Origin of the sequence: Arthrobacter sp. EM1, assembly GCF_029964055.1 — a bacterium.
Lineage (GTDB): Bacteria > Actinomycetota > Actinomycetes > Actinomycetales > Micrococcaceae > Arthrobacter.
Map to the genome: position 1 here is coordinate 1,786,464 of NZ_CP124836.1, position 25,983 is coordinate 1,812,446.

24 protein-coding genes and 1 tRNA gene are annotated in these 25,983 nt (G+C 66.7%); 17 read left to right on the plus strand and 8 right to left on the minus strand.

Annotated elements, in window-relative coordinates:
* The first annotated feature begins 35 nt into the window (after positions 1–35).
* Genes QI450_RS08165 through QI450_RS08175 form a run of 3 tightly spaced genes read left to right on the plus strand, consistent with a single transcriptional unit; the run spans position 36 to position 3,709 of the window.
* Positions 36–1,448 carry an acetyl-CoA C-acetyltransferase gene (locus QI450_RS08165; RefSeq protein WP_226775869.1) on the plus strand — a complete coding sequence of 471 codons (1,413 nt, stop codon included), beginning with the start codon at positions 36–38 and terminating at the stop codon, positions 1,446–1,448.
* Positions 1,449–1,457: 9 nt separating this feature from the next.
* Entirely contained in the window at positions 1,458–2,798 is a 1,341-nt protein-coding gene (locus QI450_RS08170; protein ID WP_226775868.1) for a 3-oxoacyl-ACP reductase, read from the plus strand.
* Complete coding sequence (locus QI450_RS08175) at positions 2,795–3,709, plus strand: MaoC/PaaZ C-terminal domain-containing protein (RefSeq protein ID WP_226775867.1); 915 nt, start codon at positions 2,795–2,797, stop codon at positions 3,707–3,709. Before QI450_RS08170 ends, QI450_RS08175 begins: the two co-directional genes overlap by 4 nt.
* A gap of 77 nt (positions 3,710–3,786) precedes the next feature.
* Here the strand turns inward: QI450_RS08175 and QI450_RS08180 are convergent, their stop codons facing one another.
* The 4 genes from QI450_RS08180 to QI450_RS08195 form a co-directional block, all read right to left on the minus strand.
* Positions 3,787–4,917, minus strand: coding sequence for an aromatic acid exporter family protein (locus QI450_RS08180; protein ID WP_226775866.1), 1,131 nt, complete (start codon positions 4,915–4,917; stop codon positions 3,787–3,789).
* Positions 4,918–5,034: 117 nt separating this feature from the next.
* The gene (locus tag QI450_RS08185) at positions 5,035–6,099 is read right to left on the minus strand and encodes a glutathione S-transferase C-terminal domain-containing protein (protein ID WP_226775865.1); all 1,065 of its coding nucleotides are present in this window, start codon (positions 6,097–6,099) and stop codon (positions 5,035–5,037) included.
* A complete protein-coding gene (locus QI450_RS08190; RefSeq protein WP_226775864.1) occupies positions 6,096–6,896 on the minus strand; it encodes a M50 family metallopeptidase in 801 nt (266 codons plus the stop codon). Before QI450_RS08190 ends, QI450_RS08185 begins: the two co-directional genes overlap by 4 nt.
* A complete protein-coding gene (locus tag QI450_RS08195) occupies positions 6,893–7,279 on the minus strand; it encodes a TraR/DksA C4-type zinc finger protein (RefSeq protein WP_226775863.1) in 387 nt (128 codons plus the stop codon). The genes QI450_RS08190 and QI450_RS08195 overlap by 4 nt, the downstream gene beginning before the upstream one ends.
* 134 nt (positions 7,280–7,413) lie before the next feature.
* Between QI450_RS08195 and malQ the strand changes: the two genes are divergently transcribed.
* Complete coding sequence (malQ, locus tag QI450_RS08200; protein ID WP_226775862.1) at positions 7,414–9,648, plus strand: 4-alpha-glucanotransferase; 2,235 nt, start codon at positions 7,414–7,416, stop codon at positions 9,646–9,648.
* 218 nt (positions 9,649–9,866) lie between these two features.
* On the opposite strand, the gene QI450_RS08205 is transcribed toward malQ, so the two are convergent.
* Positions 9,867–9,949: transfer RNA gene (locus tag QI450_RS08205), tRNA-Leu, on the minus strand.
* Between the two features lie 163 nt (positions 9,950–10,112).
* Here QI450_RS08205 and QI450_RS08210 point away from each other — a divergent pair.
* Together QI450_RS08210 and QI450_RS08215 are read left to right on the plus strand one after the other, a co-directional pair.
* Positions 10,113–11,417, plus strand: coding sequence for a M20/M25/M40 family metallo-hydrolase (locus tag QI450_RS08210; RefSeq protein ID WP_226775861.1), 1,305 nt, complete (start codon positions 10,113–10,115; stop codon positions 11,415–11,417).
* Between the two features lie 20 nt (positions 11,418–11,437).
* On the plus strand, positions 11,438–12,604 hold the full coding sequence (locus tag QI450_RS08215) for an acyl-CoA dehydrogenase family protein (RefSeq protein WP_226775860.1): 1,167 nt from the start codon (positions 11,438–11,440) through the stop codon (positions 12,602–12,604).
* A 19-nt stretch (positions 12,605–12,623) separates the two neighbouring features.
* Here the strand turns inward: QI450_RS08215 and QI450_RS08220 are convergent, their stop codons facing one another.
* On the minus strand, positions 12,624–12,857 hold the full coding sequence (locus tag QI450_RS08220; RefSeq protein ID WP_226775859.1) for a DUF5703 family protein: 234 nt from the start codon (positions 12,855–12,857) through the stop codon (positions 12,624–12,626).
* A 39-nt stretch (positions 12,858–12,896) separates the two neighbouring features.
* Between QI450_RS08220 and QI450_RS08225 the strand changes: the two genes are divergently transcribed.
* Positions 12,897–13,160 carry a hypothetical protein gene (locus QI450_RS08225; protein WP_226775858.1) on the plus strand — a complete coding sequence of 88 codons (264 nt, stop codon included), beginning with the start codon at positions 12,897–12,899 and terminating at the stop codon, positions 13,158–13,160.
* Between the two features lie 30 nt (positions 13,161–13,190).
* On the opposite strand, the gene QI450_RS08230 is transcribed toward QI450_RS08225, so the two are convergent.
* Positions 13,191–14,126 (minus strand): aldo/keto reductase, encoded by a 936-nt coding sequence (locus QI450_RS08230; protein WP_282359924.1) that lies wholly within the window; start codon positions 14,124–14,126, stop codon positions 13,191–13,193.
* 52 nt (positions 14,127–14,178) lie between these two features.
* Between QI450_RS08230 and QI450_RS08235 the strand changes: the two genes are divergently transcribed.
* A complete protein-coding gene (locus QI450_RS08235) occupies positions 14,179–15,012 on the plus strand; it encodes an undecaprenyl-diphosphate phosphatase (protein WP_226775856.1) in 834 nt (277 codons plus the stop codon).
* 15 nt (positions 15,013–15,027) lie between these two features.
* Positions 15,028–16,308: a cysteine--1-D-myo-inosityl 2-amino-2-deoxy-alpha-D-glucopyranoside ligase gene (gene mshC / locus QI450_RS08240; protein ID WP_226775855.1), complete on the plus strand. Its 1,281-nt coding sequence runs from the start codon at positions 15,028–15,030 to the stop codon at positions 16,306–16,308.
* A gap of 20 nt (positions 16,309–16,328) precedes the next feature.
* Here the strand turns inward: mshC and QI450_RS08245 are convergent, their stop codons facing one another.
* Positions 16,329–17,234, minus strand: coding sequence for a PAC2 family protein (locus tag QI450_RS08245; protein ID WP_226775854.1), 906 nt, complete (start codon positions 17,232–17,234; stop codon positions 16,329–16,331).
* 130 nt (positions 17,235–17,364) lie between these two features.
* Here QI450_RS08245 and QI450_RS08250 point away from each other — a divergent pair, with 130 nt between their 5' ends.
* The 8 genes from QI450_RS08250 to prcA all read left to right on the plus strand — a co-directional run bounded on the left by QI450_RS08250 (position 17,365) and on the right by prcA (position 25,983).
* On the plus strand, positions 17,365–18,114 hold the full coding sequence (locus QI450_RS08250) for an HAD family hydrolase (protein ID WP_282468153.1): 750 nt from the start codon (positions 17,365–17,367) through the stop codon (positions 18,112–18,114).
* On the plus strand, positions 18,107–19,315 hold the full coding sequence (locus QI450_RS08255; RefSeq protein WP_226775852.1) for a site-2 protease family protein: 1,209 nt from the start codon (positions 18,107–18,109) through the stop codon (positions 19,313–19,315). Before QI450_RS08250 ends, QI450_RS08255 begins: the two co-directional genes overlap by 8 nt.
* A 113-nt stretch (positions 19,316–19,428) precedes the next feature.
* Entirely contained in the window at positions 19,429–20,529 is a 1,101-nt protein-coding gene (locus QI450_RS08260) for a tRNA (adenine-N1)-methyltransferase (protein WP_226775851.1), read from the plus strand.
* A gap of 82 nt (positions 20,530–20,611) precedes the next feature.
* Complete coding sequence (arc, locus tag QI450_RS08265; RefSeq protein ID WP_226775850.1) at positions 20,612–22,408, plus strand: proteasome ATPase; 1,797 nt, start codon at positions 20,612–20,614, stop codon at positions 22,406–22,408.
* Between the two features lie 59 nt (positions 22,409–22,467).
* Complete coding sequence (gene dop / locus QI450_RS08270; protein WP_226775884.1) at positions 22,468–24,078, plus strand: depupylase/deamidase Dop; 1,611 nt, start codon at positions 22,468–22,470, stop codon at positions 24,076–24,078.
* An 89-nt stretch (positions 24,079–24,167) separates the two neighbouring features.
* Positions 24,168–24,371: a ubiquitin-like protein Pup gene (locus QI450_RS08275; protein WP_226775849.1), complete on the plus strand. Its 204-nt coding sequence runs from the start codon at positions 24,168–24,170 to the stop codon at positions 24,369–24,371.
* Positions 24,372–24,440: 69 nt separating this feature from the next.
* A complete protein-coding gene (gene prcB, locus QI450_RS08280) occupies positions 24,441–25,274 on the plus strand; it encodes a proteasome subunit beta (protein WP_226775848.1) in 834 nt (277 codons plus the stop codon).
* A 1-nt stretch (position 25,275) separates the two neighbouring features.
* Positions 25,276–25,983 (plus strand): proteasome subunit alpha, encoded by a 708-nt coding sequence (prcA, locus tag QI450_RS08285; protein ID WP_253032757.1) that lies wholly within the window; start codon positions 25,276–25,278, stop codon positions 25,981–25,983.

The window sequence follows — 25,983 nt, forward strand, 5'->3', positions numbered from 1 at the left end:
TATCGGTAACCCGCTTTGATCAAAGGAGACAGCCCATGACCGTCGACGGACAGTCCACACCCGGACCGCAGGAACCGACTCCCGCAGCCACGGCGCCGGCAGGAGGCACAGCGGGAATCGCCACCGCCCCCGCCGCGCGCACGGCGGCGCCGCAGCTCCGCAAGGCGGTCATCGTGGGCGGAAACCGCATCCCCTTTGCCCGGACCGGTGGCGCGTACACCAAGTCCTCCAACCAGGACATGCTGACGGCGGCGCTGGACGGGCTGATCGCACGGTTCGGCCTCCAGGACGAACGCATCGGTGAGGTAGCTGCCGGAGCCGTACTCAAGCACTCCCGTGATTTCAATCTGACCCGTGAAGCCGTGCTTGGCTCCGCACTGTCCGCAGAGACCCCCGCCTATGACGTGCAGCAGGCCTGCGCCACCGGACTGGAAACGGTCCTCGGCCTGGCCAACAAGATTAAGCTCGGCCAGATCGATTCGGCCATCGCCGGCGGCGTCGACTCCGCCTCTGACGCTCCGATTGCCGTCAGCGAGGGACTGCGCGAAGTGCTTCTTGACCTCAATCGTGCCAAGACGCTGCCCCAGCGCCTGCAGGTCCTGAGCCGGCTCCGGCCCAAGGATCTCACCCCGGACGCCCCCGGCACCGGCGAACCGCGCACCGGCCTGTCCATGGGCGAACACCAGGCGCTCACCACCGCGCAGTGGAAGGTCACACGGGAAGCGCAAGACGAACTGGCTTTTAACAGCCACCGCAACCTGGCCGCTGCCTACGACGCGGGCTTCTTCGATGACCTGCTCACTCCGTATCGCGGCCTTACCCGCGACTCGAATCTGCGCTCCGACACCAGCCTGGCGAAGCTGGCCACGCTCAAACCCGTTTTCGGCAAAAACCTTGGCACAGCGGCAACCATGACGGCCGGCAACTCCACCCCGCTCACTGACGGCGCCTCGACAGTCCTGCTCGCCGCCGAGGAATGGGCCGACGCCCACGACCTGCCCAAGCTGGCTACCGTCGTCGACGGCGAAGCGGCGGCCGTCGACTTTGTGCACGGCAAGGACGGGCTCCTGATGGCGCCGGCCTTCGCCGTTCCCCGCCTGCTGGCCCGTAACGGACTAAGCCTTGCGGACATTGACTTCTTCGAGATCCATGAGGCTTTCGCCGGCACCGTACTGAGCACCCTGGCCGCGTGGGAAGACGAGGAATTCTGCCGTACCCGGCTGGGCCTGGACGGCGCCTTCGGCAGCATTGACCGGTCCAAGCTCAACGCTAACGGATCCTCCCTCGCCGCCGGCCACCCGTTCGCCGCCACCGGCGGACGAATCGTCGCCACGCTCGCGAAGATGCTCCACGCCAGGGGCCCGGTTAATGGCCGTCCCGCCCGCGGACTCATTTCCATCTGCGCCGCCGGCGGCCAGGGCGTCGTCGCTATTCTTGAATCTCACTAGGGGGATCCCATGCCTGATAAATACACCGCACTGGTGAGCCGGGGGCTCGGCCGGGACATCGCGCGCAAACTTGGCCTGCCACAGCCGGTGGTTCTGCGGCGCTACACACCGGGGCAGCCGTTCGTGAGCGGCCCTGTTCTGGTCCAGGGTACCGGCAGCGGAGCAGACGATCTCGCGTCGATCCTGCTGTCCTGGAATCTCGATGTTCGCCGTCACGCGGTTCCCAAGGAGAAGCTTGGCGCCATCATCCTGGTCCTCGATGGGCTGACCCGGCCGGAGGACCTCGAGAAGCCGGTCCTCACGGCAGCCGCCTCGCTCCGGGACCTGGCCGCTCACTCGCGCGTCATCACCGTTTCCCGCACCGCGACCGCCAACGCGGACCCCGCCGCCGCGGCGGCCCGCCAAGGCGTCGACGGTCTCCTGCGCTCGCTTGCGAAGGAGCTCCGTGCCGGTGCAACGGCCAACGGGATCCTGCTGTCCGGGGACGCCCGGACCACAAGCCCCAGCGCCCTCGGCGCGCTCCGGTTCTTCCTCTCCGGCCGTTCGGCGTTCATCGACGGACAGTTTCTGACCGTGAGCAGCACCGAAGGGCAACTGCCGGCCGACGCGGAGAAGCCGCTGGCGGGCAAGGTCGCCGTCGTGACCGGAGCCGCGCGCGGAATCGGCGCTGCGATTGCGCGTACCCTCCACCGTGACGGTGCAACAGTCGTAGCCGTTGATATCCCGGCGGCCGGGGATCACCTCGCAGCAGTCGCCAACGAAGTGCACGGCACGGCGCTGCAGCTGGACATCAGCGGCACGGACGCCGGTCAGCGCATTATTGACCACGCCGTGGAACGCCACGGGCGGCTGGACATTGTTATCCACAACGCCGGCATCACCCGGGACAAGCTGCTGGCCAACATGGACCAGGGCCGCTGGAACTCCGTCATCGGGGTCAACATCGCCGCGCAGCTGCGGATCAATGCGGCACTGCTCGCCTCCGAACACTTTCGGAGCGCACCGCGGATTGTCTCCGTCGCGTCCACCAGCGGGATTGCCGGCAACCGCGGCCAGACCAACTACGCCGCCTCGAAGGGTGGCGTGATGGGAATGGTCCGGGCGACGGCCCCGCTGATCGGCACGCACGGCGGCTCCATCAACGCCGTTGCTCCTGGTTTTATCGAAACGGAGATGACCGCCAGGATCCCGTTTGCCACCCGCGAGATCGCGCGCAGGCTCAACTCGCTCCAACAGGGCGGCCGGCCGGGCGACGTGGCCGAGGCTATCGCGTTCCTGGCCAGTGACGCGGCCGGCGGCATAACCGGTGAGGTACTGCGCGTCTGCGGGCAGAACCTGGTGGGGGCATGAACCCATCACGGCCGCTCATCCTGGGGGAGTTGCCGTCACTGTCCAAGCTGTACGTCAACGCTGCGGCCACCGCTGCCCGACGACGGGTGTTGGGCACCCATGCCGGCGCCGGACTCCCCGAGACACAGCACGAGGTTCGCGGCGTCACGGCGGCGGTGGAAAACCTCACGGCCTATCAGCACCTGATCGGTGAGACCGCCAGCGACATCCTGCCGGCCGGATTTGTCCACGCGCTGTCCTTCCCGCTGGCAATGAGCGTTATGAACCGGGATGATTTTCCCCTGCCGCTGCTGGGGATGATCCACCTGGAGAACCGGGTAGTGCAATCCGGGCCGTTGCGTTTCACCCAGGCCCTGGACATCCGTTCCTGGGCGGAGAACCTGAGGGGGCACCGCTCAGGGACCCAGCTGGATCTCGTCACAGAGGTGCGCAGCGCGGGGGAGGACGCAGTGAGCTGGCGAGGTGTTTCGACGTACCTGGCGAAAGGGGTGTTCCTGCCGGGAATCGACAAGCCCACGGCCGCTCCGGTTCCGGCCGTTTTTGCGGCACCGAATCCGACCGCGCTATGGCAGCTGGGCGTGGACACGGGACGCGCGTACGCTGCCGTGTCCGGCGACTTCAACCCGATCCACCTGAGCGTCCTCTCGGCCAAGGCCCTGGGGCTGCGCCGGTCGATAGCACACGGCATGTATCTGGCGTCGAGGGCGCTTGCGGACGTGGGCGCCGCGAAGGCCGACGGATTCAGCTGGGAGGTTTCGTTTGAAGCGCCGGTTTTCCTGCCGGCCCGCGTGGCCCTTGAGATCGGGACCGGCCACACCGATGACGGGGCGTGGCGGCGCTCCGACTTCGTCGCCTGGAACCCGCGTACCGGACGCAAACACTTCAGCGGCTCGGTTGCTGCCCTGCCGTAGCGCCGCGGCAACCAGCGACGGCCGCCTTCGCCCCGGTCCGGGGCGAAGGCGGCCGTGCGGGATGCGAATGCCGGACGCTATGCCTGGTTCGCGAAAGCCCTCGCCACACGCAGCATCCGGTGCAGGCTCAAAAGGATCGATTCGACGGCACTGGGGCCCTCAGTTTGCACGTCCTCGGCGCCGAGGCGCGCCGTCAGGGACTTGACGGCGGCGTCGGCTTCTTCACTTAGTTCCGACTGGCGTTCCGGTTCCTCCTCCTGGAGTGCGCGCAGCACGTCGCCGACCGCAAACATGGCGTCGGCGAGTGGTGCTGCGTATTCATCCGGCACCACAAAGGGCGTGTCCGTGGCCCAAATGACATCCGAGAGCACCTGCGTCACGTCCTGGACGTGGAAGGTCACCCGCTCCAGGTCCCTCAGGTTGCGGTAGTCCCGCTCGATATCCCGCGGATGGAGCCTGCGCCTCGGGTTGGCGCGCCGGCTTGCATCGGCCTTCTCCACGGCCAGCCGAACGGAGCGGACGGACGCTTCAAGGGTGTCGGACTGCCGGGACCACTCTTTGTGCTCCGGCGGCCAACTCTCCTTTAATGCCTTTGCCATGTCGCTGAGCTGACTGGCGAGTGCCAGCCGGAGTTCGGCAATACTAAGCTCAGCGGCGCGGAAGTGCAGCGGCGGGAAGACCAGCAGGTTCACCAGGATGCCCACGCTGACCCCGGCCCCCATCTGGAGGAGATACCCGAAGGAGAACTGGTCCGGGTCGTGGCCGCCGACCAGCAGGACAAGCAGCGCCGCCGTCGGAATCCAGTCCCGGCCAGCGCCGAGCTTCGGCAGCCCCGCCAAAACAACGCCGAGGGCCATCACCAAAGCGACTGTCAGCGGCGTGGGACTGCCGCGCAGGAACAGCACAAAGGCCAAGCCAATGCCGATGGCAAGCCCCACCAGCGTCTGCACACCTTGCCGCATGGAGCCCGCAACGTTTTCATACATCACCACCAGGGCTCCCAGCGGCGCGTAATAGGGGTAATTGGCGGCCGAGCCCGGCATCAGGGGAGCTATGGCGAACGCAATGCCCGCGGCGAGTCCGGCTTTTACCGCCAGCTGCAATCGGGGCCACAGCAGCACAACGGAAGCGTTGCTGGCCACTACCCCCCAAGACCGCCGGAACAGCGAGGGGCGCCCGGCCTGGGTGGCCTCTTCTGTAGTTGTCATCAGAACCCACCCTAGGGCGGTGGTATTGCTGCTACAACTGGAAGAACGCTGAGCCGGCCAAGCAGCTCACCCCTGGTGCTGTCGGGAGCGTTGCTGTCCCGTCAGCAGCCCGTGCCCTCAGCCGGCCCCGTGGCCGGGGGCCACTTCTTCCCCTGCCCGGACCGGGCCCGGAGGTGTTCCATCCCCGAAGGGCCGGCCGCCGAGGGCTTCGCGGCCGTGTGCGCTCAGCCAGTTGCCCAGCGCGGGGCCCATCGGCACGATCCCGGTGGGGTTGATGTCCTCATGGACGATGTAGTAGTGCTGCTTGATCTGCACGAAGTCGGTGGTGTCGCCAAAGCCGGGGGTCTGGAACAAGTCCCTTGCATATCCCCAGAGCGCCGGCATCTCGCTGAGTTTTTGCCGGTTGCACTTGAAATGCCCGTGGTAGACGGCATCGAACCGCGCCAGTGTTGTGAAGAGCCGGACGTCGGCCTCGGTGATGGTGTCTCCAACGAGGTACCGCTGGCCCGTCAAGCGTTCCTCCAGCCAGTCCAGCGCCGTCCAGAGCCGGTCGTATGCAGCATCATAGGCCCGCTGGGAGCCGGCGAAGCCACAGCGGTAGACGCCGTTATTGACCTCGGTGAAGACCCGCCTGTTGACCGCGTCGATTTCGCCGCGGAGGGCCTGCGGGTACAGCTCGGGGGCACCGGGGCGGTGGTAACCGGCCCACTCGGTGGAGAAGTCCAGGGTGATTTGCGGGAAGTCGTTTGTGACCACCTCGCCGCTGCCGACGTCGATAATCGCCGGGACGGTGATGCCCCGGGGGTACTCCGGAAACCGGCGAAAGTACGCCTCCTGGATCCGTTCCATGCCCAGGACCGGATCCTTGCCGCCGGGGTCAAGGTCAAAAGTCCACGAGCGCGCGTCATGGGTTGGTCCGGGCTGGCCGAGGGAGATGACATCCTCAAGGCCCAGGAGCCGGCGCACGATCACGGTACGGTTGGCCCAGGGGCACGCTCGGGCCGCTATCAGCCGGTACCGTCCGGGTTCCACCGGCCAGCCTGGCTCCCCCTTCAGGCCCGGGGCGCCGTCGCGGGTAATCCGGTCCTCGATGTAGTTGGTGTCGCGGGTGAACTCCCCGCCGCCGGTGACGTAGGCACCCTTAGTGCTGAATGCCGGGTCATCAGTATGCTTCATATTCATGGTCCCAGCCTATGCCCCAAGTCCGGGAAGCCGGCTGAGCCCGGCAGCATGGCCCCGACCAGCACGTCGAACACCTGTAACATCGGCTGCCAGGCCACCCACCAGGCGGCCCCGACGACGGCGGCGAAGAGCACGATCCACAGCCCCGCGGGAACACGCGTGGCCCGGGTCAGCAAGTACGCGTCCGAGGATGCGAGCCGGTCCCGGTGCCGCAGGTGCACATTGGCCAGCTTCCCAAGGTCGCGGACGGCGGCGACCAGCAGCGCCAGGCCGAGCACGATCACCACGTGTCCGTTGAATTCGGGCGGGACGAAGAGCACCAGCAGCACGGCGGCAAGGACAGCGGCCGCGGTGATGAGCAGTCCGACCCCGTTGCGGATGAACAGGAATGAGGCCAGCAGCACAAGGGTTCCTACCGACATCGCCGCCGGACCCCAGCCGTTGAAACCGCACCAGACCATGGCTGCACCGACGACGGCCGGCACCGGGTAGCCCCAGAACGTCGACCAGACGGCTGCCAGCGGGCGGCGGCTGTAGGTGGTGGTGGTGCCCGAGTGGTCCAGGCTCAGCCGGATTCCACCGAGCCGCTGGCCGGTCATCAGCGCAGCGAAAGCATGGCCGAGTTCGTGGGTCACGGTGGCCAGCAAGCCGAAATACCGCCAGGTCACCCGTGGCAGGGACAGCGCAACGGCGAGCAGGACCACCAGCGCCAGTTCAATGCCGGTGACGTGGGGCAGGGGGGAGTGGGTGAACCCTGCCAGGATCCGGCTCCACCAGGTCTCGGCGGCGTTGGTCATGGCTTCGGTTGTCCTGTTCTTCCGGCCGGGCCCGCAGGACCTGCACTGTGGCGGATGCAGAACGGAGTCCACGCCCTGGCCTCCAGCCGGGCCTCTGCGATCTGTTCACCACACACCGCACAGACGCCGTACGTGCCTGCCTCAATCCGTTCCAGGGCCGCTTCAATGTGCGCGAACCCCTGCCGGCTCTGTTCCAGCAGGGCCGACGCCTGCGAGAGCTCAAACGCGATCGTGGCACCTTCCGGATCGTGCTCGTCGTCGACGTTGGAGTCCTGACGGGCGGCATTGACCGAGCTGATGTCCTTGCTGAGTGCGGGGAGGAGGGCAAGTTTCCGGCGGCGCTCCTCCTGAAGAAGCACCCGGAATCGTTCGACGTCGATCATAGGACGCAACGCTAGCTTGGAGGTGAGCCCTGCACCTAAAGCCGGCGGGCCAGCATAGCTAGCCGGAACCGCCGGGCAGAACTTGCTTCCCTCGGGACGGGACGGGGCGGACGGCAAGCGTCTACAGTTGCCACATGGCGGACCGAACGCACCACAACAGCTCGACCGGCACAGCCGAACTGCTCAGGGAACTTGCAGCGGCCCATCGTGTCGGAACCTCCTACCGGGGCTGGGACGGCGTTGAACGGTCCGTTGCAGACGAGACCCTGCGCAGCGTCCTGGGCGCCCTGGGTGTGCCGGCCGGGGACCCCGCGGAGCTGGAACGCTCACTGGCTGAGGCTCAACTGGCACCGTGGCGGCGACTGTTGCCAGCGGTCGCCGTGGCCCGTGCAGGTCAGCCGCTCGCCATTGATGTCCATGTACCCCATGGGACCGCCGTCCGGGTGTGGATTGTCGCCGAGGACGGAAGCAGGTACAAAACGACTCAACAAGAAAATTGGGATGGCCCCGTCGACGTCGACGGCGTCCTCACCGGCCGTGCGACCTTCGTGATTCCGGACGGGGTGCCCCTCGGCTGGCACACCCTGCTGGCAGACAACGAAGGCACCGCGGCGCACTGTCCGCTCATCGTCACGCCGCTGACGCTGAGCACCACCGAGGCGCTCGCCGGGCGGCGGAACTGGGGACTGACCGCCCAGCTGTATTCGGTCCGGTCCTCCCGGTCCTGGGGCATCGGCGACTTCGCGGACCTCGCGGACCTCGCCGCGATCACCGGGCAACAGGGTGCAGGCTTCCTGCTGGTCAACCCCTTGCATGCCGCCGAACCCCGCCCCCCGGTCGAAGACTCGCCATACCTGCCGACCACCCGCCGCTTCTTCAACCCGCTCTACCTCCGGGTGGAGGAGGTCCCCGAGTACGGCTACCTCGACTCCGCAGGCCGGGCAGAAGTGGAGAACCTGGCCGGTCAGCAGCACACCGCCAATCAGGCGACCGGACTGCTTGACCGGAACTCCAGTTTCGCCGGAAAACTGGCGGCCCTTGAACTGGTGTTCGGCGTCCCGCGGGGCCCGGCCCGCGCAGTGGCTTTTCAGGATTTCTGTGCAGGGCAGGGCCAAGGACTCGACGACTTCGCGCTTTGGTGCGCCCTGGCCGAGAAACTGCCCCCGGAGGCACCGCAGTGGACTGCCGAGGCAGCCGCGCCCGACACCGCCTACTGCAAGGAGCAACGCACACTGCTCGCCGGCCGGATCGAATTCCACCGCTGGCTGCAGTGGCTCTGCGACCAGCAGCTCGAAGCAGCCCAACGCTCGGCCCGGCGCGCCGGTATGGAAATCGGGGTCATCCATGATCTTGCGGTCGGGGTGAAGCAAGGCGGCTCGGACAACTGGTCGCTGGCCGGGGTACTCGCCAGCGATGTCACAGTCGGCGCGCCGCCGGACATGTTCAACCAGCAGGGACAAAACTGGACCCAACCCCCCTGGCACCCGGGGCGGCTCGCGGAGACAGGCTATGCCGCGTACCGGGACATGCTCCGGACAGTGCTGCGCCATGCCGGCGGGATCCGGGTGGACCACATCCTGGGCCTTTTCCGGCTGTGGTGGATCCCGGCCGGTGCCGGTCCCGAACACGGCACCTATGTCTACTACGACCACGAGGCACTGATCGGCATCCTCGCCCTGGAGGCGCAGCGGGCCGGCGCGATAGTGATCGGCGAGGACCTGGGGGTGTATGAGCCGTGGGTCCGGGACTACCTGGCCGAACGCGGGATCTTCGGCACCTCAATTCTCTGGTTCGAGCACAACGCCGAGGGCCCCATCCCGCCGGAACGGTACCGGCAGCAGTGCCTGACCAGCGTCAACACCCACGACCTGCCACCGACAGCAGGCTTCCTGGCCGGCGAGCACGTCACCCTCCGCGAATCCCTGGGGCTGCTGCAGCGTCCGGTGGATGAGGAACTGGCCGCGGCCGCCGCAGAGCAGGCTGCGGTGCTCAGCCTGCTCCGGGACCGTGGACTCCTGCCCGAGCAAAGCCGCCCACAAGTGCCGGGGCATCCGGACGTGCAGGGCACGGTCGAGGCGCTGTACGCGTTCACCGCGCTGGCACCATCGTCGCTCCTGGGCGTCGCCCTGGTTGATGCGGTGGGCGAAACCCGCACGCAGAACCAGCCAGGAACCAGCACGCAGTATCCCAACTGGCGCATCCCGCTGGCCGGACCCCGGGGACCCGTGCTGCTGGACACGCTGCCGGAAGACCCCCGTTTCCGTTCGCTGCTCACCGTCGTGCGCGCTGCCTTGGGGGAGCCTGCCGGGCTTCGGGGCAGACCCTCGGGGCCAGAGGAGACCGCCAGCGCTGGCGGGCAGTGGCCCTGATTCCGGCCGCGCCCGCCGACCAGGTACCGGATAGCTTAGGCGGGCTCCCAGATGCGAACCGGATGTGCCCAGTTGCACCACGCAGATCCGACCGGCCCGTCCGGACCTTGGCCGGGATGGTGGGAAGGGCACGTGGCTGGTGGCCGTACCAAGCACCCAGTCCTGAAAGCCAAAAAAGGCCCCGGAATCCATACGGATTCCAGGGCCTTTTCCTGTTGTGCGCGGAGGGGGACTTGAACCCCCACCCCCTTTCGAGGACTAGCACCTCAAGCTAGCGCGTCTGCCATTCCGCCACCCGCGCAGGTGGTGTTCGGTGAACCTTTTCGCCTTTCAGCGTTTCGGTTTTCTCCGAAGCAGCGAGAAAGACTCTAGCATGAAGTTTCCGGAAACAAATAATCGGGGCCCCGGGGCGCAGGTGGGTAGGCTGAAGTGAGCACAACCACCCGACGCCAGGAGGAGCGACCATGACTGAAATCAGGCCCGAGGACGAAGTCGTCAGGATCTGCCAGGAACTGATCCGGATCGACACGTCCAACTACGGAGACGGCTCCGGCCCGGGCGAACGGGCAGCCGCCGAATACACCGCGGGCCTGATGACCGAAGTGGGACTCGACGCCGAGATTTTCGAATCCGCTCCCGGCCGGGCCAGCGTGGTGACGAGGCTGGCCGGGGAGGACCCGTCCGCCGGCGCCCTCGTGGTGCACGGGCATTTGGATGTCGTCCCGGCCCTGCGTGACCAGTGGTCGGTGGATCCCTTCGGCGCCGAACTCAAGGACGGCATGATCTGGGGCCGCGGTGCCGTGGATATGAAGGACATGGACGCCATGATCCTCTCAGTCCTGCGGAATTTTGCCCGCACCGGCCGCAAACCGAAACGCGACCTGATCTTCGCGTTCTTCGCTGACGAGGAAGCCGGCGGCACTTACGGCGCCCGCTATGCGATTGAGAAGAGGCCCGAACTCTTTGACGGGGCCACCGAGGCCATCTCCGAGGTCGGCGGCTTCTCCGCCACCATCGGCGGCCAGCGCACCTACCTGCTGCAGACCGCGGAAAAGGGAATTTCCTGGCTCCGGCTTGTCGCCCATGGCCGGGCTGGACACGGTTCCCAGATCAACACGGACAACGCCGTCACCCGGCTGGCCAGCGCGGTGTCCCGGATCGGGGAGTACCGGTGGCCGCTGGAGCTGACTCCCACAACCCGGCAGTTCCTGGACGGCGTGACGGAACTCACGGGCGTCGAATTCGATCCAGACGATCCGGACAAGATCCTCAAGGAACTTGGTACCGTGGCCCGCTTTGTCGGTGCCACGCTGCAGAACACCACCAACCCCACCCTGCTTAAAGGCGGTTACAAGCACAATGTGATCCCCGAATCTGCGGAGGCCCTCATCGACTGCCGCACCCTGCCCGGGCAGGAGCAGCAGGTCCTTGAAATCGTCCGCGAACTCGCAGGCAAGGGCGTCGACGTCAGCTACGTCCACAACGATGTCTCCCTCGAAGTTCCGTTCGCCGGCAACCTCGTGGATGCCATGATTGATGCGCTGCACTCGGAGGACCCGGGCGCGAAGGTTTTGCCGTACACCCTCTCCGGCGGCACGGACAACAAGTCCCTAAGCCGGCTCGGCATCACCGGCTACGGCTTCGCCCCGCTCCAGCTCCCGGACGAACTGGACTTCACCGGAATGTTCCACGGCGTGGACGAACGAGTCCCCACCGAGTCCCTGAAGTTCGGCTCGCGGGTGCTGGACACCCTGCTCACCAACTACTAGACACCCGAAAGGCACCGCGCATGCGCCCCGAAGACGTGCTGTCCGACGCCCTGCTGGACCGGATCCGCGGCCGCGCCGCCGGCTACGACCGGGACAACGCCTTTTTCCACGAGGACCTGGCGGACCTGGCCGCGGCCGGCTACCTGAAGATATTCGTGCCCGAGTCCGACGGCGGCTTCGGACTCGGGCTCGCGGCGGCAGCCGCGCTCCAGCGCCGGCTGGCGACGGCCGCGCCGGCCACCGCACTGGCAATCAACATGCACCTGGTGTGGACCGGCGTCGCGCATGTTTTGGCGGCCCGCGGTGATTCGTCGCTGGACTATGTCCTGAAGGAAGCCGGCCAGGGGGAGATCTTCGCGTTCGGAAACTCGGAGCCCGGCAACGACTCGGTGCTCTTTGATTCGCGCACCACAGCTGTTCCGCAGGCCGGCGGCGGCTACGCCTTCACCGGCCGAAAGATCTTCACCAGCCTCTCACCGGTGTGGACCCGGCTCGGGATCTTTGGAAAGGACTCCGCCGCCGCGGACGGCGCGGGGCAACTGGTCCACGGTTTTATCACCAGGGAGACCCCGGGCTACGAAATCCTGCCCGACTGGGACACGCTGGGCATGCGGGCCAGCCAATCGAACACAACGGTCCTGGCGGACGCCGTGGTGCCCCCGGAGCGGATCTTCCGGAAGTTGCCGGTAGGCCCGAACGCCGATCCGCTGATCTTCGCCATCTTCGCGTGCTTCGAGACGCTCCTTGCCGCGGTGTACACCGGCATCGGCGAACGCGCCCTGTCCCTGGGCGTCCAGGCCGTTAAGCGACGGACGTCGTTCAAAAACGGCGGGCGAAGCTACGCCCAGGACCCTGACATCCGCTGGAAGGTGGCCGACGCAGCGATGGCGATGGACGCGCTATACCCGCAGCTGGCCAGCGTCGCGACGGACGTCGACTCGCTTGCCGATCACGGCGGCCAGTGGTTCCCGAAACTGGTCGGTCTGAAAGTCAGTGCGACCGAGACGGCCCGTACCGTCGTGGACCTGGCCATCAGGGTCTCCGGGGGATCGAGCTACTTTCGCGGTTCCGAACTGGAACGGCTGTACCGTGACGTACTTGCGGGCATGTTCCATCCCTCGGACGACGAATCGGCACACAACACCGTAGCCAGCGCATGGCTGGGTCCGCTGGACCCCGACGCCTAGGTGGTCCGCTGGAGGCGCCCTAAACGGTTCGCTGGACCTGCGTCACCCGGCGGCGGAGCCAGAAGCGGCGGCCGCCGCCCAGATACAGCACACTGCGTTCCAGCTCCCATTTTCCGTACTCGGAATGTTCGACCAGACGGCGGTGCGCCTCGGGCAGGGAATCGTCAGGACTGACCGTCACCACGAGGTACTCGTACTGCTTGGCGTAGTCCCGTTCCCGCCGGACTGAGCTGTTGAGAAAATGTTCTTTCATTGCTCTCCATTTTCGTCCATTTCCGGCTAACGTGAAGTCATGAGCATCGATCCGCGTGTCGCGCTTGGAGCCCTCACGGCTGCGCTGGAAGAACACCTTGCCGCGGCGTCATCCCAGCGGCGGCCCGGGGACCCAGCAGTCGAGGCGGCGTTTTTCACCCTTGCCGATGCTTTTGAAGTCTACGACGATGCCCTCTATGAAGCGTACGGCGAAGTGACCGGGCTTGAGGTTATGGACGACGGCGGTGCTGAGGACGAGGACGAGACCGACGAAGAAGAAGACCTCGAAATCCTCCAGAACTGATCCGGCGGTGAAGCCGGCTGGGGTCGCCGCCTAAACGGGGCGGGACACATCTTCGAGGGCCTGCGCGATCTGCGGCGGGAGGGGCGCCAGTGTCGCATCCAGGATCTCCTTGAGCTGGACCGGGGTCCGCGGTCCCACGACCGCCGTTGCCACACCGTGCTGGGACAACAGCCAGCTCAGGGCGACGTCCATGGCTGTCCGGCCCAGGCCCTTCGCCGCCATTGCAACAGCCTCCACCACGCTGGATGCCGAACCTTCAAGGTACGGCTCGACATATCCTGCCAACCGCTCCTGGGCGGCCCGAGAATCCGCGGGAATCTGGCCGCGGTACTTCCCGCTCAACACCCCCCGTCCCATCGCGCCCCAAGCCATCAGGCCCAATCCGGCGTCCTCGACGGCCGGTATAAGTTCGGCTTCGGGGGAGCGGCACAGGAGGGAGTATTCGGACTGGTTGGCGACCAGCGGGAAACCAGCCACCGCTGCCGCCTTTGCCGTCTGCCAGCCGTTGAAGTTCGAGACGCCTGCATAGCGGGCACGGCCCGAGCGCACCGCGAATTCAAGTGCGGACAAGGTCTCCTCCAACGGGACGTTCGGATCCCAGGCCTGAGCGAACCAGAGGTCCACGTAGTCGGTCCCCAGCCGCGCAAGGCTCGCATCCAGGCCGGCAAGCATTCCGTTCCTCGAGGTGTCCACGCTGCGCCGGCCATCCGCCGTCGACAGCCCGGCTTTTGTGGAAATGACTACCTCCGAGCGCGCCACGACGTCGCCCAGCATGCCGCCCAGCATCGCCTCGGCCCGGCCTTCGCCGTAGGACGCTGCAGTGTCCAGCAAGGTCCCGCCTCCGTCCAGAAAAGTGCGGAGCAGGGCCGAGGCATCCTGCTCATCTGTTTCCCGGGACCAGGACATGGTGCCGAGGGAAAGGGAGGACACGCGCAACCCACTGTTGCCGACATAACGCTGCTGCATGTCAGCAAGCTTACGGGGATTAGGACGGCTTCATAACGTAGGGTCTATAAACGTGAACTGGTTTGAAGCGGCCTTTCTGGGCCTTGTACAGGGTCTGACTGAATTCCTTCCGATTTCCTCTAGCGCCCATCTGCGGATCGTTGGCTCGTTCCTGCCCACGGCGGCCGATCCCGGTGCCGCGTTTACCGCCATCACCCAGCTCGGCACGGAGACCGCTGTCATTGTGTATTTCCGCCGCGACATTGTGCGGATCGTGAGGGCATGGGCCGGATCCCTGACCGGCAGGGTGTCCCGGCAGCACCCTGACGCCAGGATGGGGTGGCTGGTGATCCTCGGCAGCCTGCCGATCATCGTCCTCGGGCTGCTGTTCCAGGACCAAATCGAATCCGTGCTCCGCAGCCTCTGGATCGTTGCCACCACACTGATTGTTTTCGGCATGATCCTCGCAGTCGCCGACGCCGTCGGACGCCAGCAGCGCGACTTGACCCAGCTCAGCTACAAACACGGCATCCTCTACGGCCTGGCCCAGGCCATGGCCCTGATCCCCGGGGTCTCGCGCTCCGGCGGAACGATCACAGCCGGGCTGCTAATGGGCTACACCCGCGAGGCGGCAGCCCGCTATTCGTTTTTGCTGGCGATCCCTGCCGTCTTTGGCAGCGGCTTGTACCAGCTCTACAAGGTGGTCTCCAAGGACGGCATCAGCGGCCCGTACGGTCTCCCGGAAACGGCCCTCGCCACCGCCGTGGCGTTTGTGGTGGGGTACATCATCATCGGCTGGTTCCTGAAATATGTATCCACCCACAGCTATCGTCTTTTCGTCTGGTACCGGATCGGCCTGGGCCTGGCCCTGTACGTGCTGCTCGGTTTTAACGTCATCAGCGCCTAGCACTAGGCTGGGACTGTGAAGTCTTGGATCTCCCGCCCCGTCCCCCACCTGCCGGGCAACATGCCTGCCCTCCGCCTCTTCGACACTGCCCAGGGCAGCGTCGTCACCCTTGGGGCAGCGGGTGAACAATCGATGTACGTCTGCGGAATCACCCCCTACGACGCCACCCACATGGGCCACGCCGCCAGCTACGTCGCGTTCGACCTGCTCAACCGAGCGTGGCGGGACGGCGGCCAGCAGGTCGCCTACGTGCAGAACGTCACCGACGTCGACGACCCCCTGCTGGAGCGCGCTACGGCGACCGGCGTGGACTGGCGGGAGCTTGCCGCCAGCCAAATCGAGCTCTTCCAGACCGACATGGAGGCCCTCAATGTACTGGCACCGGACCGCTATGTGGGCGCCGTTGAATCTGTCCCGCTGATTGTGCCGGCCATTGAGCGGCTGCTGCACCGGGGTCTCGCCTACCGGGTCCCCGGCACAGCCGGCGAGCCTGACGGTGATGTCTATTACGACGTCGAAGCCGCCAGCAAGCACGCCGCCGAGGCCACCGATGCCTGGACCCTCGGCGCGCTCTCCGGACTCTCCGACGCCGAAATGCTGGGACTCTTCGCCGAACGCGGCGGGGACCCCGGGCGCGTCGGCAAGCATCAGGCCCTGGACCCGCTGCTCTGGCGGGTTGCGCGGGCTGGCGAACCCAGCTGGCCCGGCGGGGAACTGGGGGAGGGCCGGCCCGGATGGCACATCGAATGTACAGTCATCGCGCACGAGTACCTGCCGGCGCCCTTTACGGTGCAGGGCGGCGGCTCGGACCTGGTCTTCCCGCACCACGAAATGAGTGCCGGGCACGCACACTCCCTCTCCGGCGTCCCGCTGGCGCAGCACTTTGCGCACGCCGGGATGGTCGGGCTGGACGGCGAGAAAATGAGCAAGTCCAAGGGAAACTTGGTCCTGGTTTCGAAACTCCGCGCCGCCGGCGAGGAGCCGGCCGCCATCCGGCTGGCCATTCTGGCCCACCACTACCGCAGTGACTGGTCCTGGACCGGGGCCGGGTTCGCCGCTGCCAAGGACAGGCTCCGCACCTGGCGGGCTGCGGCCGACGCCGCGCCGGAGGGCTCAGGTGCCGGGCTGCTGTCCCGCCTGCGGGCCGAACTCTCGAACGATTTGAACGCTCCCGGGGCGGTCGCGGCCGTGGACGACTGGGCGACGTCCGCCCTTGCAGCCGGCCGGCCGGGATCCCCGGCGGAGGGCGCCCTGGTCAGCGACGCCATCAATGCGCTGCTGGGCGTCGAACTCTAGGGCCCGAACCCGGCCTTGCGCTATGGCTTGTCCTTGCCGCGGCGCTTGAGGTAACGCTCAAATTCCCGGGCGATCGACTCGCCGCTGGCCTCCGGGAGGTCAGCAGTGTCCTTTGCCTCCTCCAGCTGGCGCACATAGGCAGCTATTTCGGGGTCCTCGGTGGCCAGCTCATCCACGCCGCGTTCCCAGGCGTCGGACTCCTCAACGAGGTCCTGGGTGTCCAGCGGAACCTGCAGCAACTCTTCGATCCGGTGCAGCAGGGCGAGCTGGGCCTTCGGCGACGGCGCCTGGGCCACGTAGTGCGGGACCGCGGCCCAGAGCGAGACCGTGGGCAGTCCGGCGAGCAGTGCTACTTCAGCGAGGACCCCGACGATTCCCACGGGACCCTCGTACTGCGATGCTTCAAGGTCCATCCGCTCCCGCAGCGCGGGGTCATCGGTGGACGTGCTTACCGGAATCGGCCTGCTGTGCGGCACGTCGGCGAGCAGCGCGCCGACGAGGATCACGTAGTCGGCGTTGAGAGCTTCGGCGTGGACCAACAGTTCGGCGGTGTAGGCGCGCCATTTGTAGGACGGCTCCGTGCCCTGGACAAAAATTACGTCCACGTTGGACCCGGGAGCACTCGCCTTGAAGATCCGGGTTGAGGGCCACTTGATCTTCCGCTCCCCGGTCGCCGTGCGGCGGATGGTGGGCCGGGTGAACTGGAAGTCGTAGTATTCGTCGGCGTCGACCGATCCGACTTTTTTGCCGCCCCAGAGCTTGTTCAGGTAGCGCAAGGCATCACTCGCGGCCTCACCGGCGTCGTTCCAGCCTTCGAAGGCGGCGAGCATTACGGTGATGCGCCTGCCCTCGGGAACGGGCTGCAGCAGCCGTTCCGGCTCGGGCACGCTGCCCGTTTCCGTGGGGTCTACCTCAAAGCTGTTCATCTCTTCACCCTACGTCCAAGGACCCGGCCGCCGCATGGAATGAAGCGCCGGGAATCGCCGTCCCGCGGTGGATATTCGCCACAGGCGTACTCTCGGGCCCCGCACAGGCCCGCACCGTAGACTGGAAAGTATGCAATCCACAGTTTCCCAGCCCCTCCTCAAAGCCGCGCTCTGGGATATGGATGGCACCATCGTCGACACTGAACCGTACTGGATTGAGGCCGAGCATGCCCTGGTCGAGGCGCACGGCGGGCAGTGGTCCCATCCGCAGGCGATGCAGCTGGTAGGCCAGTCCCTGGACTTCTCCGCGGGCATCCTGCAGGACGCCGGCGTCGCGCTGGAACGCCGTGAGATTATCAACATCCTCACGGCCCATGTCATCAGCCGGGTCCGTACCCTCGTGCCCTGGCGGCCCGGCGCCCGGGAGCTCCTGGACGAGCTCCACACCGCGGGCATCCGCTGTGCCCTCGTGACCATGTCCGAGGCCCCGCTGGCACGCGAGATCGTGGCGAGCCTTCCCAAGCCATACTTCGATTTCCTGGTAACCGGTGACACCGTCACACAGGGCAAGCCGCATCCCGAGGCCTATCTCAAGGCTGTCGAACTGCTCCAGGAGCAGGACCCCTCGCTGGCCCTGCACCACTGCATCGCACTCGAGGACTCGGAACCGGGAGTGGCGGCCGCCGTCGCCTCCGGAGTCCTGACGGTCGCCATTGCGCACATTGTGCCCCTGCCGCCGGACCCCCGCCACGCCAGCTGGGACACCCTGGCGGGCCGTACGGTGGCCGACCTCGAAGAACTCGTGGCGCTGCGGCACGAGTTCCCGGGTGCGCCCCTCGAACGGGAACCCGACGCTGCGAAGGTGCCTGACCATGACTGACACCGAAACCCGCGGACGCAATGGGCAGAATCCCCGGAAACAAGGCCGCAAAGAAGGAATCGCGCTGGGGCGCATCTTTGGTGTGCCGGTAATCCTCGCCTATTCGTGGTTCATCATTGCCGCCTTCACCGTGATCGCCTACGGCCCGGTGCTGCAGGCGAACAACCCCTTGCTGGGCATCGGCGCGTACCTTGTCGCCTTCGCCTACGCTGTCCTGCTGCTGATTTCAGTCCTGGTGCACGAACTCGCGCACGCACTCACTGCCAGGATCTTCGGCTGGCCCAGCGAAAAGATCGTCTTGAACCTCTGGGGCGGGCACACCCAGTTCGAAAGCTTCACGGCTTCGCCCGGCCGGTCGGTCCTTGTGGCGATGGCAGGTCCTGCGGCGAACTTTGTCCTGGCCGCAGCGGGCTGGCTCCTGCTGACCGGCGCCGACCTGCGCGGAGTCGCGGGCATCCTGGCCAACATCTTCGTCTGGGCCAACCTGCTGATCGGCCTCTTCAACGTTCTGCCCGGGTTGCCGCTGGACGGCGGCCGGCTGGTGGAGTCCGCCGTGTGGAAACTGACGGGCAGCCAGGAGAAGGGCACCGTGGCGGCGGGCTGGGGCGGCAGGATCATTGTGATCGCCCTCGTGCTGTGGTTTGTGGCGCTGCCATTGATCAGCGGCGGCCGGCCGGATGTTTCACTGATGCTCATCACAGCCCTCGTTGGCAGCTTCCTCTGGATGGGCGCCGGCGCCTCGATTGTGCAGGCACGGCTGCGGGGCCGGCTACCCCTGGTGGAAGCCGGGGCGCTGGCCGAACCCGCGCTCGGCTTCCCGGAGTCGGCCACCGTGGCCGAGCTGCTGGCGCTGGCCCCGAATCCGGCCACCGGGGCAGTTCCGGCTATTGTCCTTTACGGTCCGGACGGGCGTCCGGCTGGAGTGGTCGACGGCGCGGCAGTGGCCACCGTTCCTGCCGGCGCGGCTGCCACCACCGCCCTCACCGCCGTGTCCTACGCCCTTGGACCCGGCGCGTACGTGCCCGCTTGGTCAAAGGGGCAGGAACTGCTCCAGTACCTGGCCCAGCTCGACGGCGTGGAGTACGCCGTGGTGGACCGCGACGGCACCGTCACCGGACTGCTCCGACAATCAGTCGTGCTGGCAGCCCTCAAGGGCCGGCGTCCGGGGCCCGGCAAGCGGATGTTCGGCCAAAGCCGGTAGAGTTACCTGCCGGTCGTGTATTTCCGTGCCCGGGCCACGGCCCCGGGCACCCGGGGCCGGACCTCCGGCACCATCGGCGTCCACACAGCTTTCCAGGAGCGAGGAACATCTTCATGAGCAGCGACACCGCCGCCAGCATCAGCCCAGACGACGCCGGAACGGCCGACGGCGCTGCCGTCAGCAGCGCACCGGCAACGGCGACCGCACGGATGGCCGCCGCCCCCGTCGGGTCAGCGCGCCGACGCGGACCCTTCCGGGAGGGTGAGCGTGTCCAGCTCACCGACGAACGCGGCCGGATGAACACAATCAGCCTTGAAGCCGGCGGTGCTTTCCACACCCACCGCGGCTTCCTGAACCATGACGAGATCATCGGCATGCCGGATGGATCCGTTGTAGTCAACAACGTTGGCCAGCAGTACCAGACGCTGCGGCCCCTGCTCTCGGACTTTGTCCTGTCCATGCCGCGCGGCGCGGCCGTCGTCTACCCCAAAGACGCCGGCCAGATTGTCACCATGGCGGACATCTTCCCGGGCGCCCGCGTGGTCGAGGCAGGCGTCGGCTCCGGCGCGTTGTCCATCTCGCTGCTTCGTGCGGTGGGCGACAACGGCTACCTGCACTCTTTTGAGCGCCGGGAGGAATTCGCCGACATCGCCCGCGGCAACGTCGAGACGATCTTCGGCGGCCCGCACCCGGCCTGGCAGATCAGCATTGGCGATTTCCAGGAGGAAGTGGTCCGCACCGAGGAGCCCGGTTCGGTGGACCGGGTGGTCCTGGACATGCTGGCCCCGTGGGAATGCCTTGACGCCGTAGCCACTGTCCTGGCACCGGGCGGCGTGTGGATCAACTACGTCGCCACCGTCACGCAGCTGTCCCGGACCGCGGAGGCCATCCGCGCCGACGGCCGCTTCACCGAACCCGACGCCTGGGAATCCATGGTCCGCGGCTGGCACCTCGAGGGTCTCGCCGTGCGTCCGGACCACAGGATGGTCGCGCACACCGGCTTCCTGCTCGTCACCCGGCGGCTCGCGGACGGCGTCACGGGCATCTCCCTGAAGCGCCGTCCGTCGAAGACCGGCTTCAACGAAGAGGATGTAAATGCCTGGACGCCCGGTGCCGTAGGGGAGCGCGCCGTGTCGGACAAGAAGCTGCGCCGGGCGGCCCGGGACGCCATCGCCGGAACCAACGTCAAGGACGATCCGGAGATCACGAAGTAGTCCGCATTTCGGAACTCTCCCGCGTCACCGGTCTTCTTGGGACTAGTGTCTAAGGAGAAGCGTACGAAGGGGCTGATGCACCATGGAGACTCCGAACACCGATCCGGGCCGGACGCCGGCGCAGGACGCGGCGGCAGCCGGGGAACAAGCGCATACCACTGACGGTGGTGGCCCCCCGATTGGCGAACTGTCGATGGCCGAGCGCCAGCTCAATATCCTCCGGGACAAGCTCCGGCAGATTGACCGCCAGCTTGGCGCTGCGACGCAAAACAACTCCAAACTGGTCTCGATGCTGGAGACCGCAAAAGCGGAAATCATGCGGTTGAAGAATGCCCTCGACCAGGAGGGCCAGCCGCCGTACAGCTTCGGCACGGTGCTGCAGCTGAATCCAAAGCGCCAACCTGCCGCCGGGAACGGCGGCCAGGCCGCCACCGAGGAATCCGTGGACATCTTCAACGCGGGCCGGAAGATGCGTGTGGGGATCAGTCCGCTGGTGAACATAAACCAGTTGGCGGCCGGCCAGGAAGTCCTGCTTAACGAGGCACTGCTGGTGGTCGCCGGGCTGGGATACGAACGGGCCGGCGACCTGGTCACGCTGAAGGAACTGCTGGGACCGGACCGGGCGCTGGTAGTTGGCCGGGCCGACGAGGAACGGGTCATCCGGCTCTCGGGCGCCCTGCTCGCGCAGAAACTCCGCGTCGGCGACGCACTCTCGATCGATTCCCGTACCGGCTACGCCCTCGAGAAGATCCCGCGCTCGGAGGTCGAGAACCTGGTCCTCGAGGAAGTACCGGACATCACCTACCAGGACATCGGCGGCCTGGGGCCGCAGATCGAACAGATCCGCGACGCCGTGGAACTGCCGTTCCTGCACCCGGACCTGTACCGCGAACACGGCCTCAAGGCGCCCAAAGGGATCCTGCTCTACGGCCCGCCCGGCTGCGGCAAGACGCTCATCGCCAAGGCCGTAGCCAACTCCCTGGCCGCCCGGGCGGCCGAACGCACCGGCAAAACGGACATGAAAAGCTACTTCCTGAACATCAAGGGCCCGGAACTGCTGGACAAGTACGTCGGCGAGACCGAACGCCACATCCGGCTGATCTTTGCCCGGGCCCGTGAAAAGGCATCGGAAGGCAGCCCCGTGGTGGTGTTCTTCGACGAAATGGACTCGCTGTTCCGGACCCGCGGCACCGGCATCTCCTCCGACGTCGAAACCACAATTGTCCCGCAGCTGCTCAGCGAGATCGACGGAGTCGAACGCCTCGACAATGTAATCGTCATCGGCGCATCCAACCGCGAAGACATGATCGACCCCGCGATCCTGCGCCCGGGCCGGTTGGACGTCAAGGTCAAGATCAACCGCCCCGATGCCGAGGCCGCCGCGGACATCTTCAACAAGTACATCACCGCCGACCTGCCCTTCCACGAGTCGGACCTGGCCGAATACAGCGGGGACATCCAGGCCACCGTGGACGCCATGGTCCAGCGCACGGTCGAGGCCATGTACTCGACCGACAAGTCCAACGAATACCTCGAGGTCACCTATGCGAACGGCGACACCGAAATGCTCTACTTCAAGGACTTCAACTCCGGCGCCGTGGTGCAGAACGTGGTGGACCGGGCCAAAAAGTACGCCATCAAGGACCTGCTGACGGTGGGCCAAAGGGGCATCCGCATCGACCACCTGCTGCGTGCCGTCATTGACGAATTCCGTGAGCATGAGGACATGCCCAACACCACAAACCCCGATGACTGGGCGCGCATCTCGGGTAAAAAGGGCGAGCGCATCACGTATATCCGCACCATTGTCCAGGGCAAGGCCGGCCAGGAACCCGGCAAGTCCATCGAAACAATGCCGAGCACTGGCCAGTACCTGTGACATCCGCTGTGCCGGGGAAGCCCACCGGCGGTCCCGGCGGGCTTCCCGTCGGCGGTGCCATGCGGGTGATGGGCTCTGAGACCGAATACGGCATCCACGCACCGTCCGCGCCGGGGGCGAACGCCACGATGATGTCGGCCCGGGTGATCCAGGCGTATGCCCAGGTGACACGGCAGCGCGCCGCCGGCGGGGCCGAAACGCGCTGGGACTACTCCGACGAGGAACCGCTGCGCGATGCCCGCGGCTGGACGCTGGAACGAAGCCGGGCCGAACCGGACCAGCTGACCGATCAGCCGCCCGTGCTCGACGCCGAAGCCGTTGCCCTCGCCTACGGACGGCAGGAGCTGGAAGCCGACGGCGAGGACGAGTCCGGCACCTTGCTGATGAACATGGTGCTCGGCAACGGTGCCCGTCTCTACGTCGACCACGCCCACCCCGAATACTCCAGTCCGGAAGTGACCAGCCCGCTGGACGTCGTCGCCTGGGATGCCGCTGGAGACCTCGTTGCCCTGGCGGCGGTGCGGCGGCTCGCTGCCGACCCCGACCTGCCCCCGCTGAATCTGTACAAGAACAACACGGACAACAAATCGGTCTCCTATGGGTCCCACGAAAATTACCTGATGCCGCGCAGTGTGCCCTTCGGTGACATTGTCCGGGGGCTGACCCCGTTCTTCGTCACCCGGCAGGTTCTTTGCGGCGCCGGCCGGGTTGGTATCAAGCAGGACGGCTCCCTCCCGGGTTACCAGATCAGCCAGCGTGCAGATTTTTTCGAAACGGAGGTCGGCCTGGAAACCACCATCCGCCGGCCCATCATCAACACCCGGGATGAGCCCCACGCGACGGCGGACAAGTACCGGCGCCTGCACGTTATCATTGGCGACGCCAACCTCAGCCAGGCGTCCAATTACCTGAAATTCGGCACCACCGCGCTGGTGCTGAGCCTGATCGAGGCCGGGCTTGCCCCCCGCATTGAAGTCCACGAGCCGGTCGCCGCGCTGCAGGCTGTCAGCCATGACACCTCGCTCACGGCCACCCTGCGGCTGCTCGACGGGCGGCGGATCACCGCCCTGGACCTGCAGTGGATCTACTTCGAGGCGGCCGCAAAACACGCCCAGGACACCGGCGTCGCCGATTCCGTGGACGGTGACGGCCACACACACGGGGTGCTGGAACGCTGGTCGGCGACGCTGTCCGAGCTGGGCAGCGACCGTGCCGCCGCCGCCTCCTCGGTGGAATGGCTTGCGAAGCTCTCGCTGCTGGAGGGCTACCGGGACCGCGACGGACTGGATTGGGGCCACGCCCGGCTGGGCCTGGTGGACCTGCAATGGGCAGATATCCGGCCCGAGAAGGGACTCTACTACCGGCTGCTGGCCCGGGACCGAATGCGGCGGATGGTCGACGACGGCGCGATCCAGCGCGCGGTCACGGAACCGCCGTCGGATACCCGGGCGTACTTCAGGGGCCGCTGCGTCAGCCGTTTCGGGACCGGCGTGGTCGGTGCCAGCTGGGACTCGGTGATCTTCGATGTGCCCGGCCGCGGCAGGCTGCAGCGGGTCCCCACCCGGGAACCGCTGCGCGGAACAGAGGCCCTCACCGGGCCTCTGTTCGCCCGGCACCGGGAAGCCGGACCGTTCCTCGCCGAACTGCTCGGGCTCCCACCCGGTTCCTAGGGACAAAGGACCCCGCAGCGCCGCCGGGCGTGGCACTATGGCTTACAGGAAGTCCCTTGCGAAGGAGGGACGGACAGAAGGAGAGAATCATGGCAGGCCAGGAGCAGCAGCAGCCGCAGTCGCGGGACGCGGAAGTCGACGAAGACATTCCGGCCGCCCCGCCGGCACCCGCGGAGGGCCAGGCCTCGGCCGCGACCCAGGGCGTCGACGACCTGCTTGATGAGATCGACGGCGTACTGGAATCCAACGCTGAGGAGTTTGTCCGCGCCTTTGTCCAAAAGGGCGGCCAGTAGCGCGGCTGGCACCGGGCTGAGGGCTCAGGACCGGAAGTCGTTGATTCACTACGTTGAGGGAGTGCACCAGTGCAGGAAACCACCGCCAACCAGGTAGCCGCCAACGCCACGTCCTCCTTCGCTGAACACCTTCAACGCCAACGCCCCGATTTGTTGCCGTTCGGCCTGCAAGGCTCCGGCCAACAGCTGCCGGCCGGGCTGCCTGCGGCGCCGCTGCAAGCGCCGCACGGGACAACGATTGTGGCGCTGACATATGCGGGCGGCGTATTGATGGCGGGCGACCGCCGCGCCACCATGGGCAACGTCATCGCCAGCCGGAACATCGAAAAAGTGTTCCCGGCCGACCAGTATTCCGTGCTCGGCATCGCCGGAACCGCGGGAATCGCCCTTGACATCACCCGGCTCTTCCAGGTCGAACTTGAACACTACGAAAAGATCGAGGGGACGCTGCTGAGCTTGGACGGCAAAGCCAACCGGCTTGGGGCGATGATCCGCAGCAACCTTCCGATGGCGATGCAGGGCCTCGCCGTTGTGCCGCTGTTTGCGGGATTCGACCGCCCGGCGGGCTTGGGCCGGCTCTTCTCCTACGACGTCACCGGCGGACGGTATGAGGAGCAGGAACACCACACCGTCGGCTCGGGCTCGGTGTTCGCGCGCGGCTCGCTGAAGAAACTCTGGCGCCCCAACCTCACGGAGCCGGAAGCCGTGGCCGTCGCCGTCGAGGCCCTCTACGACGCCGCCGACGACGATTCCGCCACCGGCGGACCCGATCCGGTCCGGCAGCTCTGGCCCGTGGTCTACATCGTCAACCGCTCAGGTGCCTTCCGGGTCCCGGAGCGTGAGCTTGCGGCAGTGGCCGGCACCGTTATAGAGTCCCGGGCCGCAGCCCGGCGGGAGGCTTGAGATGACCCAGCAGTTCTACGTATCGCCCGAGCAGCTGATGAAGGACCGCGCGGATTTCGCGCGGAAAGGCATCGCCCGGGGGCGTTCCGTGGTGGTCATCAGCTGCCGCGACGGGATCGCCCTGGTGGCCGAAAACCCGTCCCCGTCGCTGCACAAAATCGGTGAGATCTACGACAAGATCGCCTTTGCGGCCGTGGGGAAATACAACGAATTCGAAAGCCTCCGCCAGGCCGGGGTGCGCTACGCGGATGTGCGCGGCTACTCCTACGATCGGGAGGACGTCACAGCCCGAGGCCTCGCGAGTGTCTATGCACAAAGCCTGGGCGCAGTGTTTACGGCCGAACAAAAGCCCTTTGAAGTCGAACTGGCCGTCGCAGAGGTCGGCACTTCCCCGGACGAAGACCACCTCTACCGGCTGACATTCGACGGTTCCATCGCGGACGAGAAGGGTTTTATCGTGATGGGCGGCCAGGCCGACAAGGTCTCCGAAGAGGTGGCCGCCGGCTGGCAGGGCGAGCTCGACTTCGCCGCGGCCATCAGGCTGGCACTGGCGGGCCTGGTCGCGGACAAGGAGGCCAACACGCTGCCGGCCTCGGCCGTTGAGGTGGCGGTACTGGACCGGGGTTCGGAGAGCGGCCGCGGCACCCGCCGCGCCTTCCGCAGGCTGGACGACGCAGACATCACGGCAGTGCTGGTGGAGGAGAACTGA